Below are 18,435 nucleotides of genomic sequence, written 5' to 3' on the forward strand. Positions count from 1 at the left end.
CCCCTTTTTTAATTACTGTAAAACGCTAAACACTTAAACTTTAAAGTAACTAATATATTTCTTAAGTGTGTTTGAAAGGTCAGCTAATGCAACGGCTTCTTGTGCGTTACTATTAAGTGACATACTGGTTTCTTTCGACATACTGGCAATTTCTTCAACGCCGGTACTAATTTGCGCCACGGTGGCTACTTGGTTTGATGTTGCTTCAACAATTTCAAGTACGTTACTTAATGAGTCGTTAGCTTGTTGCTGTATTTGGTGTAGTAACTCGTTTGCCTCGTGAGTAAGCGTTAAGCCGTTTTCGACTTGCGGTACAGTCGTTTCCATTGCTGTTACCGACGCTTGCGTGTTTTCTTGTACTTGCAAAATCATCTTTTCAATATCGCCTGTTGCATCACCGGTACGCTGGGCAAGTTGTCTTACCTCATCAGCAACAACGGCAAACCCTCGGCCTGTTTCGCCTGCTCTTGCGGCTTCTATTGCAGCATTTAGTGCAAGCAAGTTTGTTTGATCAGAAATACCGCGTATCACACTTAAAATATCGCCAATGTGTTTTACATGTTCTTGAAGCACATTTACTTGAGTAACCGTCGCTTTTACCGTTACTGATATTTGTTCAATTTCGGCTGCTACTTTTTGCACCGCCGTACTGCCTTGCTGCGATAACTGGGCCGTAATTTTTGAATTGTCTTCAGTTTGTCTTACTGCATCGGCAACAGAATGAATACTGCGACTCATTTCTTCTAAACTACTGACAGCAGAATTGGTATATGTCACTTGTGTATCGGCTGCGCTTAGCGCTTGTTGTGAGCCTGATGCCACACTTGCTGAATGTGTTGAGAGCTCTTCAGATGAATTAATAATACTATCTACAATGGCTTTTAGCTTAGTTTGCATTACTCCTACTGATGCCATCATGCTGTTGGGGCAACACGAGTGTACATCGCCTCTTAAATCGCCTTGTGCGATAAGTGCAATTACTTCAGCGGCTTCTTGCGGTTCTCCACCGACTGAATTTCTGATCAGCTGGCTAATAATATAAGCGACGCTTGCACCAATGATAATAGCGAGTGCCGTTAACGAAATCATCCATATTTTAAATGAGCTGGCTACTTCGCGGGTATCGATAGTTGTTATTTGATTTGCTTGCTCTTGCAAGTTTATGAATTGGTTTATGGTATTAAGCCACTCGGTAAAAGCAGGGCGGGCATCGTTTAATAAAATATTCGAAGCCTCGTTTAAATTACCCGCATTTTTAGCACTTATTACATTTTGTATAAAGGGGAGGGTACGTCGTTCTATTTGGTTAATTTTATTTATAAGAGCGCGCTCTGCACTCGACATATCTGTAGTTAACTCGGCCATAGCGCGGCTCGATGTTTGATAAAATGCGTTGAGTTCTTTTATATTATTAAAAACGGTATTTAAATCGCTCTGGTTTGTTATTAACACAACATCGCGAACTGCAATAGCCCTGTCGTGTACACTGCCTCTAAAATTAATAGCGTATCGCTGTTTTACCGAATTTACGTCTGTTATGTGAGTAATATTAGAGTTAATGAGGCTAACACGTGAAATTCCGATAATGGTTAAAATAAGCATCATTGATAAGATCACGCCGAAACCAGTAGCTAAGCGCATATTTATTGTCATGGTTTGTCCCAAATATGAAAAGTACTCGTTTTTAAGCTTACCAGTACAATTAAGAAATTTTAGAATAGTGAATGCATTATGCACCATGACTACTAGATTTAGCACAATAATAAGTTTTTTTTGTAAAAAATATGTATATAAAATTTATGGTTAAGCTATAAAGCTAAAAAAGAGGCCTAAGGCCTCTTGAGTTTATCTATATTAAATCATTTATTAGTCGTACTTTGCTTCTAGCTCATTAGCTGTATGAAACTTTTCATGGCTTTGTAATTGCTCGTCGTATTTAACGAGGTTTTTAAAGTGCGCTAATTGACCTGAGTTTTTAACTATTTCAACAATAAACGACATCATAAAGTCAGCGCCCGTTAGGGTATCGCCCACTAAATAACGTTTACTTTCAAGGCGGTCGTTAAAGTAGCTAATTACTTTAGCTGTTTCAGCGTCGGCATAGCCTTCTAAAAACTGTGTTTTAGCGCCGTCTTTTAGTACAAACATTTTAAGTAAAAGCGGTAAAATTGCTGAGCTTTCTGCAAAGTGAAGCCATTGCTGGTAGTCAACATATTCAGCGGTATTAACTTTTGGAGCAAATTTACCGTTGCCGTATTTAGAAATAAGGTAGTCGGTAATAGCGCCTGATTCAGCAATAATTAAACCGCCGTCTTCAATTACCGGCGACTTACCAAGTTGATGAATATGCTTTAATTCGTCAGGGGCTAGGAAGGTGTCTTTATTACGCTGATAAGCCACAATTTCGTAGTCAACATCTAGCTCTTCTAAAAGCCAAATTATACGTTTAGAACGGGATTTATTTAAATGGTGTAGTTTAATCATGTCAGTCCTTTTATGGCTTGTAAGGGCTTGGCCTTACAAGCCGTTTAAAATTAAAGTGGGTTATTAATTTTAACCACTGTTTTACCAAAGTTTTTGCCGCAAATCATATCGTTGAACGCGCCTACTGTATTTTCGATGCCTTCTACCATGTGCTCACGGTATTGAATTTTCCCGTCTTGTAGCCATTTTTGCATGTCTTGTGCAAACTCGTCGTAACGGTCACCGTAATCATCAAAAATGATAAAACCTTGCATTTTAATACGCTTAGTAAGCAATTGACCCATTAGCATACCTAAACGGTCAGGGCCTTCTGGCAAGCTAGTAGCGTTATATTGCGATACTAAACCACACAATGGTACGCGCGCTGCGGTATTTAGTAATGGTAGTACGGCGTCGAATACTTTACCGCCCACATTTTCGTAGTAAACATCAATGCCTTTATCACAGGCTTTTTCTAGCTGCTCCGCAAAGTCATCAGCTTTGTGATCAATACAGGCATCAAACCCTAGTTTTTCAACTGCGTGTGCACATTTTTCACTACCACCAGCAACACCCACTACTTTACAGCCTTTAATTTTAGCTATTTGACCAACCGTTGCACCTACTGGGCCTGTTGCTGCTGCAACAACTACGGTTTCGCCTTCTTTAGGCTGGCCAATATCAAGTAAACCCATATACGCTGTAAAGCCAGGCATACCCATAATACCTAATGCGTATGAAGGGTTTGCAGGTTCTTTACCTAACTGCATTAAGCCTTCGCCGTCGGTAATGGCGTAGTCTTGCCAACCTGTGTAGGCAAGTACCCATTCGCCGATCCTAAACTTATCGTTTTTAGACTCTTCTACTTGGCACACTGTTGCGCCAACCATTACATCGCCAATATTAACTGGGTCTGCGTACGACTTAGCATCGCTCATACGACCACGCATATACGGGTCTAGTGATAGGTATATAGTACGTAGTAAAACTTCGCCGTCTTTTAATGCAGGAAGCTCTACCGTTTTTAATTTAAAGTTTTCATCTGTTGGAGCGCCATTAGGGCGTGATTCAAGAGTAAGTTGGCGACTAGTCGTAGACATAAAAAATCTCCTATTAATATAAATAAACTACTTACCGAATGTTTACGCTTTAAAAATCGTGTTCAGCTAAACAATAATGCGCGGCTAAGCAGTATGAATATGTACAATGCGTACCTTAATAAAGGAGTTTTGGGCGGGTGGTTGATAATTCAACCTTTGCGCAGATTTAATTAGAGTAATTAGTCTGCTTTGAGCTTACTAAATATATGATTGTTGTAAAACACCCCGTTTTTATAAATGGCCTGTTTAAGCACAGCCTCTTGCTCAAAGCCGCTCTTAGTAAGTGCCTTCATAGAGCCAGTATTACCAGCAAACACAGCGCCAAAAATTCTATTTAGGTTAGATTGCGCAAACGCTTCTTCGCAGATAAGTTCAATAGCGCGAGTAATAATGCCTTGCCCCCAATAGGTTTTATTTAGCCAATAACCAATTTCGCCACTGTGGCTGTATTCAAATTCGCCGGAAATTATGCCAATACAGCCCGCAAATTCCCCATTTACAACAATGGCCTTAATAATACCGTTTTTTGAGCCTTGGTTTATCCACCAATCAGCATCGGCTTGAGTATACGGAAACGGAATTTTTGACGATAAGTAACGAGTCACCTGTTCATCATTTAAGGTGTTAATAATAAAAGGCGCGTCTTGGGCTTTAAACTCTCTGAGGGTGATCATATTTTTCCATAAATTTTTAGTATGCACGCTAACTTAGCAATCATTTAAGAGTTAAACAATCAGAACCTAAATTAAACGGTTTACGGCTATTACTTTGTTTTAAAGTCCTCTAATATAAGCAAAATATTACACCTATTTTAGATGCCATTATGCACCCTCACATTAAAGCGCTTTATAACAGCGCCCAAAAACCAAGCCGTTTAATTATTGGTTTAATGAGCGGCACCTCGTTGGACGGGCTTGATGTTGCACTGTGTAAAGTAACGGGCGCAGGCTTAAATACACACATTGAGGTTTTAAATTTTACCACTGTTGATTATAACGACGATTATAAAACTAAAATAAAGCAGGTATTTGCTAAGCGAGAATGCGATTTAGAGCTTGTTACTTTATTGCACCCGTGGGTAGGTAAATTCCATGGCGACATGGTTAATAAGTGCTTACATACTTGGCAAATAAATCCGGCAAGTATTGATGTAATAGCAAGCCACGGGCAAACCATTTACCACTGTCCGCAGTCGCAACATAATCACAAAAGCTTTAATAACGGCACCTTACAAATTGGCGATAGCGACCAAATAGCCGTTACTACGGGTATTACAACCATTGGGGATTTTAGGCAAAAACACATAGCCGCAGGAGGCGAGGGCGCACCACTGGCTGTGTATGGCGATTATTTATATTTTTCGAGCGCTATTGAAAGTCGGGTTTTGCTAAATATGGGCGGCATAGCTAACTTAACGTTTTTACCCAAAAATGGTGATGCAAACGGTGTGTTTAGCTCCGATATTGGCCCCGGTAATACCATTATGGATGCGTACGTACAGCAACATTTTAAAGATATGCATTATGACGATGGCGCAACAATAGCAAAAGCAGGCAAGGTAAATACGCCATTATTGAATGCATTATGTAATAACGCGTTTTTTAAACTCCCAATGCCTAAAACCACAGGGCCAGAGGTATTTAACTTAGCGTATTTAAATGCTGCACAGCAGGTTACAAATACTCACCATTTAAGCCATGAAGATATAATGGCCACCTTAAATACCTTTACTGCAACCGTTATAGCAAATGCATTAAACGAGTGTGCAGAGCGCGCACAAAATTGTGTGGTGTATGCAAGTGGTGGCGGTATTCATAATCCGTTACTAATGGCGCAACTTACAGCGCTTTGTCCACGTATTAAGGCTTTTAAAAATACTGACGATTTAGGTATAAATCCCGACGCAAAAGAGGCCGTGTTATTTGCTATTTTAGCAAACGAATGTCTAGCAGGAGAGCAGCAACACCTAAGTAATACTGCACAAGGTATCGCGGGAGTCACTATGGGTAAAGTAAGTTTTGCAGACTAATAACTTATAAATCTGCAAAGAGTGCAGCCAGCACTAAAACAGCGATAAAAACGTAGATCCCATACTCGCAAAATAGCTACGAATACCTTGTGGTTTAGTCCGTTCTACATTAACAAAGGGTGCGCAGTAACCTTGTTCAAATGCGTTAATATGCATATCGAATTGTAGGCTGTTTTTTAAAGTTGCGTGTTTACCGTGCAGCATCATTTGCATTACAAAGCATTGGCTTTGTGTAATTTGTCTCAAAGTAAGGTTTACGTAATCACGTTCAAGATCTGCATTAGTGAGTGTGTGCTCACTAAAGTACTGTGCACCACGCGCACTTGGATGTGTTGCGCTAAGCGAAATTATATCGCCCTCATTGACTGCATCAGGCAATACACATTGCAGTGTAATATTATGCGCAGCATTGGCTGTAAGCGATAATTTTTCGTATTCCATAGTGTGGCTCATAGCCGCAGACATCGGATCTTCAAATGATTGCAGTGCAAATGTTAGTTGCACTAAAGGTGTACTCATCTTACTTAATCTTCTAGAGTGTATTCATTTATCGGATAAAGATTATCGCGGATCAAAGTTACAGAATTATGACTAATTGCATTGATTAGTACAATTATTGAGTGGTTTGATCAAAAAGGATCGGTCCTTTTTTACTCGATTTTGAAATCATTTCTCAATCAGAAATTATAAGGTATGAAGGTAATATTTGACGTGTAGATTCGCCTTGTTTTCACTGGAAGTCTCTGGTGAGAGAGAAATAAATTTAAATATAATCATGTCTCAATGTGTTAGTAAACCTCTTAACTAGAGTTCAGTTAGATACACAGTCTGTTTTTTACAAAGTAGAATATTTGGATATAGTTTCGAAATTAGAATACTCTGATAACTTACATCTAATTAGAGCTTTTGAGAAGTATTGGCTATGATTCCAAGTAACTACATCAAAACATTTTAGTAGCCTTGACGGTCGATTTTTGATGTTGAGTGACCATGCGAGGTCGTAATGATCTAAGGCCAAATATAAGGTAATTATTTAGAAAGAAGTGTTTTATTTTTAACCATATAAATAGGTGTTATTGTATGTCGTCAACAGTGTTATCTGATTCCTTTCGAGGCATTGTCTATTTTACCGCAGCGGCCAAAAATGAAAGCTTTACCGCAGCAGCTGAAGAGTTAGGTATTTCCAAATCAGCATTAGGTAAAAGCATTGCTAAATTAGAAAATCATTTAAACACCAAGCTTTTTCATCGCACAACTAGGAAACTGAGTTTAACTACTGAAGGAGAGGCGTATTTAGCAAGCTGTCAATTGGCATTAGATACCCTTCAGTCAGCAGAGTTAGCGTTACAATCAAAATTATCCCAACCTTCAGGTCGAGTACGAATCGATGTGCCAGCTGCGTTTGGTCGCTCTTTTGTGTTACCTGTTTTATTGAAGCTTGCTGAGCAACATGCACAATTAAAACTAACAGTAACTTTTAATGATAAAATTATTGATCCTCTCGATGCTGGCTTTGATTTAGCTATTCGATTTGGTGCCATAAAAGATAGTGGTGATTTAGTTGCTAGAAAACTGACTTCTCAACATTTGATTTTAACCGCTTCTCCTGCTTATTTAGCACGTTTAGGTACCCCAACGAGTCTTGCTGAGTTAACAAGCCATCAGTGCATAGTGGCTTGGCGAGGCGGTAGTTCACTACATTGGTTAATTAAAAATACCGATGGTGATGATATGCGCTTTCATCCTAAGCCCTTTCATCAAATTAGTGATGGTGATGCTATGGTCGATGCTTGTATTGCTGGCGCGGGAATCATTCAGTTTCCTAAGTCTTTGCTTCAGCCTTGGCTAGATGAAGGTAAGCTAGTACCAATTTTGCCAGAGTTAAATCCTGCTTCAACTGAGTTACATATTATTTGGCCAAAAACAAAACACCTCCTGCCCAGTGTCAGGTTTATTATTGACGAATTTATACGCTTATCAGATGAGGGTAATTTTAATTAATTGTAGAAATTAATGCTACTTAGAGTCTCCTTTTTGCGCATTTATCTACTTATGCGTCTTTGTTATGCTGTTTTCGTCATATTGTTGACGAGTTAACACCTATCTAATTAAAGGAGATACCTAATGCCAGTAGTTAATATTCAAATGTTTGAAGGTCGTGATCATGCTAAACAAGCGATAGCAAAAGAAGTGACAGCATCAATAGCTAAACACGCTGATGTTGATCCGCAATATGTTTACGTTATTTTTAATGATGTAAAAACAGAAGATTGGGCTATTTCAGGAGAAATTTTTGCTGAAACGCTAAAAAAATCATCATAGGTATACAGATATAAATAAGCCATTGATGGAGTTAGAACTATAATCAATGGCTCTCTTCTATACTTTTTTTACAAATACCTTTCATTATTGCTTATGCTGAAGATACACAGAAATTGTTTTAATAGAGTCGCAAATTAAAAGCAGCTAGTTTAAACGCTAACGGCGTTGAATTTACTTGCAATAGGCCAGCTATTGACGCGTAAATTCGCCTTGTTTCACTGAAAACCTTTGGCTAGAGAAAATAAATTTAAATATCACCATGATTCAATACGTTAGTAAATCTCTTAACCAGGGGGCAGGTTAAATATTTTTATTTAGAACAATTATGTATACGTGTTTTTGCTAGTTTTAGCGCAATTCTCTTGTCGATAAATAGCCCTCATATATAAGCTGGTTATTTATAAAAAGAGTAATATTCACAAGTGTATAATTTTATATTAGTGCTTTTCTTGTATTATTATCGAGAAAACCCATCCACTAATACATAGTATTTGGCGCCAAATACGTCCAGTCTCTCACGTAAATTGTTATCTGCAACACCGTAAACATTTAATGCATAAATATCAACCAAGGATAAAAAAGCTTTCGCGAATGGCGCAAAACTTTCATCAATATGACTGATGATTGACGCTATATTTTTATATCTCTCAACGATGTGAATTTTTTTCCCATCTTCACTGATATTATATGTGTACGTTAAAGTGCCAGGCTCCTTTTTTACAACATCCACAATTTTATAAATGAGTTCTTTGAACTCTATTAATTTACCTTCTTTCACATCAAGAAAAAAATTGCACGTTATTTCATTTTTCATAAATACTCTCCATCGAGTTAAATTTTATACAGCCTGAAGGAAGAAAATAGTTATTTTCAAGTACAACTGTTTAAAAATCATTATAAATGCAGTCCTAAAGTGGATAAATAGGCTCATTTTCGACTCAGAGTGGAATTTTAATCAACAATTATAAAAACATGATCTTGTGATTTAATCTGCTCATTGTTGAGCTCAAATTTAAGCGTTCAAATAACCTAAAGCTTTTAACCAAACGACCGATAAATTACTTAATAGAGTTTAGCGATTAGGGATAATCATGGTTAATAATGCATTTGGCAGTTTGGCTAATTTAAACACTTTGCTTGCCCAATCAGTTAATAACACTAACCAAACCTCTGTGACTCCTACGCTACACACCAGCGGCGATCTTCAAGCTATTAATGATTTGCAAACTAACGCGCCAAAAATATCCGATGAGCTACTAAGCCAGCTAAACAGTGAATCGATAGCCAGTAATCAAAATGTAGAGGACGTTTTAAAGCAGCAACTTACCTCGTTATTTACTATTTCAAGCACGCCAAGCACGTTTAACTATAAACTCTCCGATGAAGAACTCGCCCTGCGCACCGTAATAAGCTCTCAGCATGAGGGGTTATTAAAAAACGAAAACAGTACCCAATTAATCGAGCGATTAAATACATCAGTTAAAAATATTCAGGGTGCTTATGCTAATACCAGCGATATTTTATCGAGTTTAGGTCAGCTTGGACATGAGCAAAAAACGTTTTTAGCCTCAAGCCAGCAACGTGTTGAGCGCTCACTTAATCCATATATGGAAAGCCTTAATCGCGCAAAATACGAGGATGACGATAACTACCTGTTTGAGCTCTCGGTAAAAACTAAAGAAGGTGATGTTATAAATATCACTTTTAATTCGTCACAAGGTTATGACGAAAAAACAGGTGAAGCGATAGATGGCTTTGGCATAAGTTACGAAGTTAATGGCAATTTATCTGAGGCTGAACATGGCGCTTTAACGCAGGTTATGGCGGGTGTTGGCGAAATGGCCGATGAATTTTTTAAAGTGAGTGAAAATTCATTCAACCCTCTTATAGTGCCAAATCAAACAGATACGAGCTTAGATTTTTTAGCGGGCTTTAATAGTGAGCAGTTAACCGGTTTTAATGTGTCGTTTTCAACAACGCAAAATGATGCGCTTGATACAGGCGAAAACACGCTTGATTTAAGTTACTCCATTGATGAAACGAAAAATCAGCAAGCGTTTGTGTTTAAGGCCGCAGGTGGGCAAAACGACATTGATTTTGCACTCGATATGTCTACCATTGGCGCTAAAGACACGCAGCAAATGCAGCAGTATTTAGCGTCGCTCGATCAAAGCCTAGAAGATAGCCGAGTAAACAGTACTGAAGATGATAAAACATCGGCATTTGGTAAAAGTGGCGATGAGGCAATGCAACAAGGTTTTGCATTGTTTAAAGGCGCTTTTGCGAGTATGTCATCAGCGGCTGAGCGTTATAGCAATTTGGAGTCACTTGCAGAACAGCACTTTAATGACGGGCGCGCCATGGTTGCTGATTTGGTTGATAACATGATTACAAACGATGCCCGTTACCAAGGGCTTGGTAATAAGGCGCCAAATACATTAGGAGCGGGTATTTCTAAGCTCGCTGATTTTGATGCTACATTTTCTTATGCGCTGGATAATGGCGACTATCAACCTAAAAGTACAATTGAGCTAAGCCAAGCGACTGAACAAGCCCAATTAGGGGAACTTAGCGGTGTAACGCAAAGTAAAAATGTAAGTAGCCACTTTGATTATCAATACAGTCGCCCTGATTATTACGACAAAGAAGAGAGTTATAACGTAAACACCGCCGTTAAAAATAAAGAGCTTGTGGGGCTTGATCAGTCTCACGAGGTTGATGTTGATACAAAAATGTTTGAGTTTAATCCGCAAACTAATCAATACGAGCTACAAATGGCGATGCAAGAGCAAACTGTTAGTAAAAGCGACATTCGCTTAATTGACGATATTTGGCTTGAAGAAAACGAAAACAGCTACAACATGAATAAAAAAGAGCGTGTTGAGAGCGACGAAAAGCAAGACGAGTTTAAAAAAACAAGCAGCCATTCTCATAATAAACTAGTTACCTTAATTGGTGACTTAGATAAGCTAGCTGAGAATAAAAACGTAAGGCGAGAATATTTAACTAACTTATCGCAAGTTAACTTTTTTATGGATAAAAAGTAACGGTTTTGAGTTGTTCACTCCACACTCAATATTGGGTATAGTCGTTTAATACCTAATTTAATACTTAATTAAATACCCAATTAAAGAGTACCTTATGTTTAAACAATTAATTTTACTGTGCGCTTTAAGCATGCCGCTTGTAAGCTACGCTGCTACGGCGCCATTTTCGGGCGAGATAAGTACGCAAGCACTGCTAAGCGACTACGATAAATTTAACGAACAATACAAAGTGTTTACGCCAACGGCGCAAGATATAGCGCTAATGCAAAAATTAGCAGGTAAAGAGCTTATTGTATTGTTCGGCACGTGGTGCCACGACAGTGAGCGCGAAGTGCCAAAACTCATTAAGTTACTTGATGCATCGAAAGTACAACTTGCAAGCATTGACTATGTGGCCGTAGGTTACAACAAGCAAGACGATGCAGGCATTGCAGAGGCTCACGACTTGCAATACACACCTACGTTTATTGTTAAACAAAATGGCAAAGAGTTAGTTCGCGTAATTGAAAAGCCAACGGGAACATTAGCGCAAGATTTAACGCAGGACTTATAAATAGAGCTATGTATATTAGAGCTTGTCGGTTTAGCTAATCTGTTTATAAGTTAGATGGTGAGCTGCAATAAATAGTTTATTAATACATTAATGTGTGGGTGGTGCACTTCCAATTAGAATCTAGGAGATTTTTTGTCTGTTCAATTAGAGTGGCTGTCCTGTTTAAATAATTTGAGCCCGCATATAAGCTAGCATCTAAATTTATTTTAACTTTTTCTTTTTGACATTTACGGGGAGTCCATATAAGACCCTAGATAGAGGCTGAACAATATTAGGATGATCTCCAGTTAAACCTGCTTAGTGGCGGTCTAGTTTTGTTAGTTCAATAAGCGATTATGCAACATAAACTGCGTGTTGTGTAAATACTAAAGTGTTAACTGTCCAAGGAGGCTACATGATCGAAGCAACTTGCCATTGTGGAAATATAGCAATAACCACAAAAAAATTACCGAAATCAGTAACCAGTTGTAATTGTTCCATATGTTATCGTATTGCAGCTTTGTGGGTATATTACACAGCGAATCAAGTAGTAATAAAACAAGAATCAAATAATGCTGTATATCTATGGGGTAATAAACTACGTTCGTATCACTCGTGCTCGTTTTGTGGTTGCACCACTCATTACACTCAAAAACGAGATAATGGTACAAATAGAGTTGCAATAAATGCCAGAATGGTAAACTCAGATATTATTAAAGCAGTAAATATCAGATATTTTGATGGTGCGAATACATTTAAATATATCGAGCAATAAAGCACTCAACAAGAGGCTAAGCTTACCAATAATCGCATATACGCGACTTACAAATCGCGTATACACTTATTGATATAAACATTATTCACTAAACAGGCTTTTTTCGAATGCTTGTGCGGCATGTGAAGACGGCCTGTCTTTATAATGCAGTTGATAAAGTGGCCGAGAGAGTTGCTCGTTATTTTTTTGGCTCAGGCGCGTTAATTTACCTAACTGCACTAAATCCTCAGTAACTACATTTGGCAATAAAGCCACGCCCATACCTTGAGCGACGGCCCTTGCTATGGCTTCGTTGCTGCCTAATTGCATACTTTGCTCTGCTTGTACGCCATGTTGGGCTAATAACTTTACCGACATTTCTAACGTGCCAGAGCCCGGCTCGCGCAGTAGCCAAAATTGATTGTTTAACCATGCTTTTAAGTCTTTCGTGGGCTTAAAGTTACTGGGTATAACAACACTCATTAAATCGTTTTGCCAGTGTTTGCTTATTATATGCGGCTCGGTAGGTGTGCCCTCAACCAGTGCTAAATCGATAGTGCATTCTAGTAGGGCGAGCTCAATTTGCGCGGTATTAGCCACTTGTACTTCTACTTTAATATGGGGGTACTGCGCGCAAAACTTAGCTAAGTAGGGCGGTAGCCAATAACTGGCAATGGTGGTGCTGGTGCCTATAACGAGCGTGCCACGCTTAAGCCCTGTGCGTGATTTAATATCTTCAATGGCGGCTTTTTCAATGGAAAAAATGCTACGTGCATGATCATACAAGGCTTGGCCGCCCTCGCTTAAGGTAAGTTTTTTGCCTTTAGATGCACGCTCTATAAGTTGAATATTTAATTGGTGCTCAAGCTCTTTTAGCGCTTTAGATACAGCCGGTTGGCTTATAAAAAGCGCCTCGGCTGCGCCTGAAAAACTACCAAGCTTTGCTACCGTATAAAACACCCGAAGTGCATGCAAGTTCATTGTGTCTCTCAAATTACATAACTTTAAGTTATCGAATCATGATTTTAATGTATTGGAGTTATATTTTGCGCTTTCTTAAAATGAAGTCAACAGTTTAACGTTGTTCAATTGAGAGAATATTATGCTTAGCGCTATTAAAAATTTGGGTATTAATACTAAGCAATACGGCGATACGCGCTGGTGGTTAGGTATGCTGCTGGTGGCTGTTTTGGCGGGAGCATCTATTGCATTAAGTAAGTTACCCGTAATGCAAAGTGCCCAGTTTAGCTCTTTAACGATTGGTATTGTGCTTGGCATTATTGTGGGTAACAGTGTGTTTTCGCGCATTGCTACGCAAACCGATGTTGGTGTTGATTACGCTAAAAGTATATTGCTTAAAGCGGGGGTTGTGTTGTTTGGGTTTAGAATTACCTTTGCGCAAGTAGCGGGCGTGGGCTGGGAAGGCTTATTAACCGATGTTGTAATGCTGTTAGGTACATTTATTTTGGCAGTGCAGTTAGGTAAGCGCGTATTTAAGCTTGATGAACAAACAACCATATTAATTGGCGCAGGTAGCTCTATTTGTGGTGCCGCTGCGGTTATGGCAACTGAGCCAGTTATAAAAGCGCAGGCGCATAAAGTATCGGTAGCGGTGGCAACGGTGGTGGTGTTTGGCACGTTAAGCATGTTCGCCTACCCAATTATGTTTGATTACATGGGGCTGAGTGAACACGCTTACGGTATTTTTGTAGGCTCAACTATTCATGAAGTAGCGCAAGTGGTTGCAGCGGGCACTGCTGTAAGCGCCAATGCTGCAGATACCGCTGTTATAGAAAAAATGCTAAGGGTGATGATGCTTGCGCCATTTTTAGTGGGCTTATCGTTTTGGCAAAGTAAAAAGCATGCTAAAACAAACAATAACGAGCATGGCGGCGAGCAAAAAGCAGGTATTACGATCCCTTGGTTTGCGGTGTTATTTATTGTGGCAAGTGGTGTACATTCGCTATCAGTTATTCCTCAAGTGGCTACAAGCGCAGTTGTTTGGTTTGATAATATATTACTCACCATTGCGATGGTGGCTTTAGGCTTACGTACACATGTAGGGGCAATTCGCCAAGCGGGTATTAAACCGCTGTTACTGGCGCTGTGTTTATTTTTGTTTTTAACATTGGGTGGTTACGCTATTAATATAGGCATTGCTGAGCTGTTTTAAACGTTACTTTGTAAAAGTTGATTGGCGGCTTAAATTGGCCAATCAACTTCGTTTAAGTTATCGAGTTGTGTACTTGCATTTTTATTACCTTGCCATTTATTAGTGTAAACAGCGTGCGGGTCAAACTGTAACGTTTGTTTTTCAATATTGAAGTGCCTACCACCACGCGGATCTACGCCTACACCTGCTATATATTGCCAATTACCCCAATTAGCGGCTACATCGTAATCAATCAGTTGCTGTTCAAAATAAGCTGCCCCATAGCGCCAATCAAGGCCAAGCTCGTTCACTAAGCAGCTTGCTGCAATTTGCCTTGCTCTATTTGATATATAACCCGTAGCGTTAAGCTCATTCATAATGGCATTGACTAATGGGTAGGGTGTTGCGCCATTACACCATGCAGCAAATCGGCTTGGCATAAATGTAGTGAGGGGTTTGGTTTGCTTTTGGCCTTTAAAGCTAAACAGGCTTTTACCTGCCTTAAGTGCATGCCATTTAAAATATTCTCGCCATAGCAATTCAAATTTAATCCAGTAGGTAGACTCGTTTGTTATATAGCTTTGTTCGTACGCCTCAACTGCTTTATAAACTTGCCGCGCACTTACACACCCAAAAGCAAGCCAGGTACTAAATTTTGTGGTGTTATTAAAGCCATCAAGCTCGTTTCGAGTTATTTTATAAGTACTTGGCAGCAAGCCTGAAAAGTATTGCTCTAAGTGTGTTTGCGCACTTTTAAACCCGCCATGCATTACACCATTATTTGCTATACGCTCTAAAGGTTTTTTAGCGCACAAGGTTATTGGCTGAGGGAGCGAACCGTTTGGTAATGTTGAAAGTGAAATGGGGCTAGTGGCGGCCTCTACCTTTTTACGAAACGGGGTAAAGTGTTTAGGTAATTCGCTTAAATCAAACGGTAGGTCACTTTGTTTATAGAGTGTGTCTTGCTGCGACCCTGTAAATTTAGTATTAGGGCAATGTGATTTGAGTAAGTTTATTTGGCGTTGCTCGTACACACCAAATTGCTCGCTGTATACAACTTCATCTATATTTTGCTCATTTATACGCGCTTTCAAAAGCGATACGGGTTCACCCTCAAGTACGTGCAGTGTTTGCCCGCGTTCAATGAGCGCTTGTTGTAGTTCGTACAAGCTTTGCATTAAAAACTGTTGTTTGTGCACGCCATATGGCTTTTGTTGGTAGTTATTATTTTTAAACCAGTGTGGGTTTATAACAAATACAATATCTAGTGCGCATTGCTGCGACACAAGGTCACTAAAAATAGCATTGTCGGTTAGACGTAAATCGTTTTGTAGCCAATATAAAATGCGTTTGCTCATAGGTTAGCTCAGGTTTTTGTAATCATTAACTTTACGAAGCAAAAGCGGGTAGGGATTAGTTTTGAGGTGTTTAAGAGGGTTTTAAAAAGAGGCGGCAAATAATACCGCCTCCTTTAATGTTAAATAGCTGATTTTTGCTCTGCTATCCAATCGTTTATTACATCTTCAAGTACCGACATAGGCAGCGAGCCTTGGCCAATAACGGTGTCGTGAAAGCTGCGTATATCAAACTTAGCACCGAGCTCTTTTTCGGCTTTTGCACGCAGTTCGCGTATTTTTATTTCGCCCATTTTGTACGAAAGCGCTTGGCCTGGCCATGAAATATAACGATCTATTTGATCCTCCACCGCACTTTGTGGCAAAGCAGTGTGATCTGCCAAGTAGTCAATAGCCTTTTGGCGGCTCCAACCAAACGCATGAATACCGGTATCAACAACAAGCCTCACTGCACGCCACATTTCGTAACCTAAACGACCAAAGTCGCTGTAGGGGCTTTGATAAAAGCCGGCTTCTTTTCCTAAACGTTCGGTGTATAGTGCCCAGCCTTCGCCAAATGCTGAGTGGCTAAGTGTGCGTCTAAACTGGGGTACATTTAACTCCATTGCAATGGCGTTTTGTAAATGGTGCCCTGGTATTGCCTCGTGAAGGCTTAGTGCTTCTAAATTATACAAAGGCTGTAGCTTAGGTGTTGAGGCCAAAAAGTAAGTGCCAGGGGAGCGGTTATCAGCAGGTGGCATATAAAACGCACCACGACTCGCTGAGCCTTTAATAGTAAAGGTGTTACGCGGTAAATGATTAAAGTAGGTTGGTAATTTTCCATACATTTTTTGCGTTATAAAAGCGGTTTTTTCTAGCAAGTCTTGCGCGTCTTTTGCGTAAAATTGCTCATCGGTTGCTAAAAATTCTAAAAAATCGCTGTATGTGCCATCAAAACCTACTTTATCAATAATGCTTTGCATTTGCGCTTTAATACGCGCGACTTCTTTTAAGCCAAGCTCATGAATTTTCTTTGGTGTGGCATTGGTTGTGGTGTAGTAATTAACTGCATATTTGTAATACTCAAGCCCGCCTTTAACGCTTGCAATACCCGGCTGGGCTCTACAGTTAGGCATGTAATCGTTTTCAAAAAAGTCGTAAAAATGCTGATAAGCAGGGACTACTTTTGAGCTGATTAAGGCCTTTGCTTTATTTTGGTATGTGGCTTTTTGCTCTGCAGTAAACGTTTTTGGTATACGTGTAAAGGGCTCGTAAAGGGCACTGTTTTCAGGTTGCTTAACAATATGCGCGCTAATGCTTTGGCTGTAATTTTCAAAGGTTTTGCAGTAATGAGTAAAGCCTGTTTTTATACCTTCTTTCATTAAATCAATATTTTGCTGATTAAATCGAGGGTAGTCGGCAAGGCTGATTAAAAATGCGTTGTAATCGTCGGGTGTTAAAAATGCCATATTAGCCGGTGCTTCGGCAAAATAAGTATGCCAGCCACTTAAAAAATTAACCGGAAAATACTTATCTTGATAAAGGTAGCTTTGCTGCTCTGTTTCTCGCTCATATTTAAATAAGCGGTAGTTCATTAGCTGCTCGTTGTTGAGCGTTTTTGGGTCAATGCTGGCTAAGCTTTTTAGTACGCTGTTGTTATAAGCTTGGCGCTTTGCAATGGCTTGCTCGCTCCAATTTGGCAATGTACCGTTTGGCTTCCAGCCATCTGGATCGGTACGAAAAAATATTTTTTCAGCTTTAGCGTTTTGCCAGTGGTTATCAATAATGGTTTTTAAATCAGTGTTACTGTCGGCTAAGCTTGGTAGCGATGCAACCGCTAAGCATATAGCTAGAATACTTTTTTTAAACATAGTCATCCGTTATTGGCGAGTTAGTTATTATTTATCGCGCTTTTTTATTTTAATTTGTGCTCAATATAGTACCAAGTTAACTTAATCAATGCGCTTACTTTTATAACCAGTACCTCTAAGTTTTACTTTTGATTGAACAAATTTCACTGCGTAACTGATTGGCGTACTAGTTTATTGTTTTATCAGCGTTTAGAATGATTAAAACTTATTATAAAAAATGACCGTCATGTTTAATAAAGTAATTACCTTAATTGATGAAGCTAATAACCAAGACCCAAATAGTGAACAGCACAATGGACAACGCTTTCCTAAAGAAAGTTTATACGCCTTGCGCATGAGCGAAATGTTAACTCGTTTTAAACCAGATGCCGATGAACTCATGCAAATTGCAGTGCGCGGGCAGCATATACAACGCTGGAAGTCGCCACGTAGTGACTTTGAAATGAATAAGCAGGGCTATCATCAATGGCGCAGTGCACTTTATATATTTCATGCTAGCAGTGTTGTTGCGCTCATGAAGCAAGCTGGTTACGATGAAGCTGAGCAAAACCGAGTGTACGATGCGGTCGCTAAAAAGAATATTAAACGTAATCCAGACAGCCAGCTTGTTGAAAATGTGGCTAGTTTGGTGTTTATTGAACATTATATGCTTGGATTTGCCAATGCAAAACCAGATTACAATGAGGAAAAGTGGATTGGTATAATTCGTCGTACTTGGCAAAAAATGTCAGATGAAGCGCATGAGTTTGTACTTGCAAGTAATATTACATTACCCGCACCACTTGTTGGGCTTATTCATAAAGCGCTTGAGTAAAGTAGTATAAGTTAAGT

17 protein-coding genes are annotated in these 18,435 nt (G+C 39.3%); 8 read left to right on the top strand and 9 right to left on the bottom strand.

From position 1 onward, the window contains the following. Positions 1-33: 33 nt before the first annotated feature. The 4 genes from DC53_RS16265 to DC53_RS16250 form a co-directional block, all read right to left on the bottom strand. Positions 34-1,653, bottom strand: a complete 1,620-nt coding sequence (locus tag DC53_RS16265; RefSeq protein ID WP_007377414.1) for a methyl-accepting chemotaxis protein — start codon at positions 1,651-1,653, stop codon at positions 34-36. A 213-nt stretch (positions 1,654-1,866) separates the two neighbouring features. Beyond that, positions 1,867-2,484 carry a glutathione S-transferase family protein gene (locus DC53_RS16260; RefSeq protein WP_033028678.1) on the bottom strand — a complete coding sequence of 206 codons (618 nt, stop codon included), beginning with the start codon at positions 2,482-2,484 and terminating at the stop codon, positions 1,867-1,869. 50 nt (positions 2,485-2,534) lie between these two features. Next, a complete protein-coding gene (curA, locus tag DC53_RS16255) occupies positions 2,535-3,563 on the bottom strand; it encodes an NADPH-dependent curcumin/dihydrocurcumin reductase (RefSeq protein WP_007377416.1) in 1,029 nt (342 codons plus the stop codon). A 179-nt stretch (positions 3,564-3,742) separates the two neighbouring features. Next, a complete protein-coding gene (locus tag DC53_RS16250; protein ID WP_033028679.1) occupies positions 3,743-4,237 on the bottom strand; it encodes a GNAT family N-acetyltransferase in 495 nt (164 codons plus the stop codon). Between the two features lie 149 nt (positions 4,238-4,386). Between DC53_RS16250 and DC53_RS16245 the strand changes: the two genes are divergently transcribed. Beyond that, a complete protein-coding gene (locus tag DC53_RS16245) occupies positions 4,387-5,592 on the top strand; it encodes an anhydro-N-acetylmuramic acid kinase (RefSeq protein ID WP_033028680.1) in 1,206 nt (401 codons plus the stop codon). 33 nt (positions 5,593-5,625) lie between these two features. Here DC53_RS16245 and DC53_RS16240 read toward each other — a convergent pair whose 3' ends face one another. Next, on the bottom strand, positions 5,626-6,111 hold the full coding sequence (locus DC53_RS16240) for a hypothetical protein (protein WP_007377420.1): 486 nt from the start codon (positions 6,109-6,111) through the stop codon (positions 5,626-5,628). A 561-nt stretch (positions 6,112-6,672) separates the two neighbouring features. On the opposite strand from DC53_RS16240, the gene DC53_RS16235 reads away from it, so the two are divergent. Both DC53_RS16235 and DC53_RS16230 read left to right on the top strand, forming a co-directional pair. Further along, positions 6,673-7,593, top strand: a complete 921-nt coding sequence (locus DC53_RS16235; protein ID WP_007377421.1) for a LysR family transcriptional regulator — start codon at positions 6,673-6,675, stop codon at positions 7,591-7,593. Positions 7,594-7,716: 123 nt separating this feature from the next. Next, entirely contained in the window at positions 7,717-7,914 is a 198-nt protein-coding gene (locus DC53_RS16230; protein WP_007377422.1) for a tautomerase family protein, read from the top strand. Positions 7,915-8,371: 457 nt separating this feature from the next. Here the strand turns inward: DC53_RS16230 and DC53_RS16225 are convergent, their stop codons facing one another. Continuing rightward, complete coding sequence (locus tag DC53_RS16225; RefSeq protein WP_033028681.1) at positions 8,372-8,728, bottom strand: putative quinol monooxygenase; 357 nt, start codon at positions 8,726-8,728, stop codon at positions 8,372-8,374. A gap of 277 nt (positions 8,729-9,005) precedes the next feature. Between DC53_RS16225 and DC53_RS16220 the strand changes: the two genes are divergently transcribed. The 3 genes from DC53_RS16220 to DC53_RS16210 all read left to right on the top strand — a co-directional run bounded on the left by DC53_RS16220 (position 9,006) and on the right by DC53_RS16210 (position 12,268). After that, positions 9,006-10,961, top strand: coding sequence for a hypothetical protein (locus DC53_RS16220; RefSeq protein ID WP_033028682.1), 1,956 nt, complete (start codon positions 9,006-9,008; stop codon positions 10,959-10,961). 94 nt (positions 10,962-11,055) lie between these two features. Then, positions 11,056-11,514 carry a thioredoxin family protein gene (locus DC53_RS16215; protein WP_033028683.1) on the top strand — a complete coding sequence of 153 codons (459 nt, stop codon included), beginning with the start codon at positions 11,056-11,058 and terminating at the stop codon, positions 11,512-11,514. Positions 11,515-11,908: 394 nt separating this feature from the next. Continuing rightward, positions 11,909-12,268: a GFA family protein gene (locus tag DC53_RS16210; RefSeq protein ID WP_050484119.1), complete on the top strand. Its 360-nt coding sequence runs from the start codon at positions 11,909-11,911 to the stop codon at positions 12,266-12,268. Positions 12,269-12,349: 81 nt separating this feature from the next. On the opposite strand, the gene DC53_RS16205 is transcribed toward DC53_RS16210, so the two are convergent. After that, positions 12,350-13,228 (bottom strand): LysR family transcriptional regulator, encoded by an 879-nt coding sequence (locus tag DC53_RS16205; RefSeq protein ID WP_033028684.1) that lies wholly within the window; start codon positions 13,226-13,228, stop codon positions 12,350-12,352. Positions 13,229-13,349: 121 nt separating this feature from the next. On the opposite strand from DC53_RS16205, the gene DC53_RS16200 reads away from it, so the two are divergent. After that, the gene (locus DC53_RS16200; protein WP_033028686.1) at positions 13,350-14,420 is read left to right on the top strand and encodes a YeiH family protein; all 1,071 of its coding nucleotides are present in this window, start codon (positions 13,350-13,352) and stop codon (positions 14,418-14,420) included. A gap of 29 nt (positions 14,421-14,449) precedes the next feature. On the opposite strand, the gene DC53_RS16195 is transcribed toward DC53_RS16200, so the two are convergent. Together DC53_RS16195 and DC53_RS16190 are read right to left on the bottom strand one after the other, a co-directional pair. Continuing rightward, positions 14,450-15,757 (bottom strand): DASH family cryptochrome, encoded by a 1,308-nt coding sequence (locus DC53_RS16195; protein ID WP_033028687.1) that lies wholly within the window; start codon positions 15,755-15,757, stop codon positions 14,450-14,452. Positions 15,758-15,876: 119 nt separating this feature from the next. After that, positions 15,877-17,604, bottom strand: coding sequence for a DUF885 domain-containing protein (locus DC53_RS16190; protein WP_033028688.1), 1,728 nt, complete (start codon positions 17,602-17,604; stop codon positions 15,877-15,879). A gap of 226 nt (positions 17,605-17,830) precedes the next feature. Between DC53_RS16190 and DC53_RS16185 the strand changes: the two genes are divergently transcribed. Further along, entirely contained in the window at positions 17,831-18,418 is a 588-nt protein-coding gene (locus tag DC53_RS16185; RefSeq protein WP_081824539.1) for a DUF4202 domain-containing protein, read from the top strand. Positions 18,419-18,435: the final 17 nt, after the last annotated feature.

The organism is Pseudoalteromonas fuliginea (assembly GCF_000690055.1).
Lineage (GTDB): Bacteria > Pseudomonadota > Gammaproteobacteria > Enterobacterales > Alteromonadaceae > Pseudoalteromonas > Pseudoalteromonas fuliginea.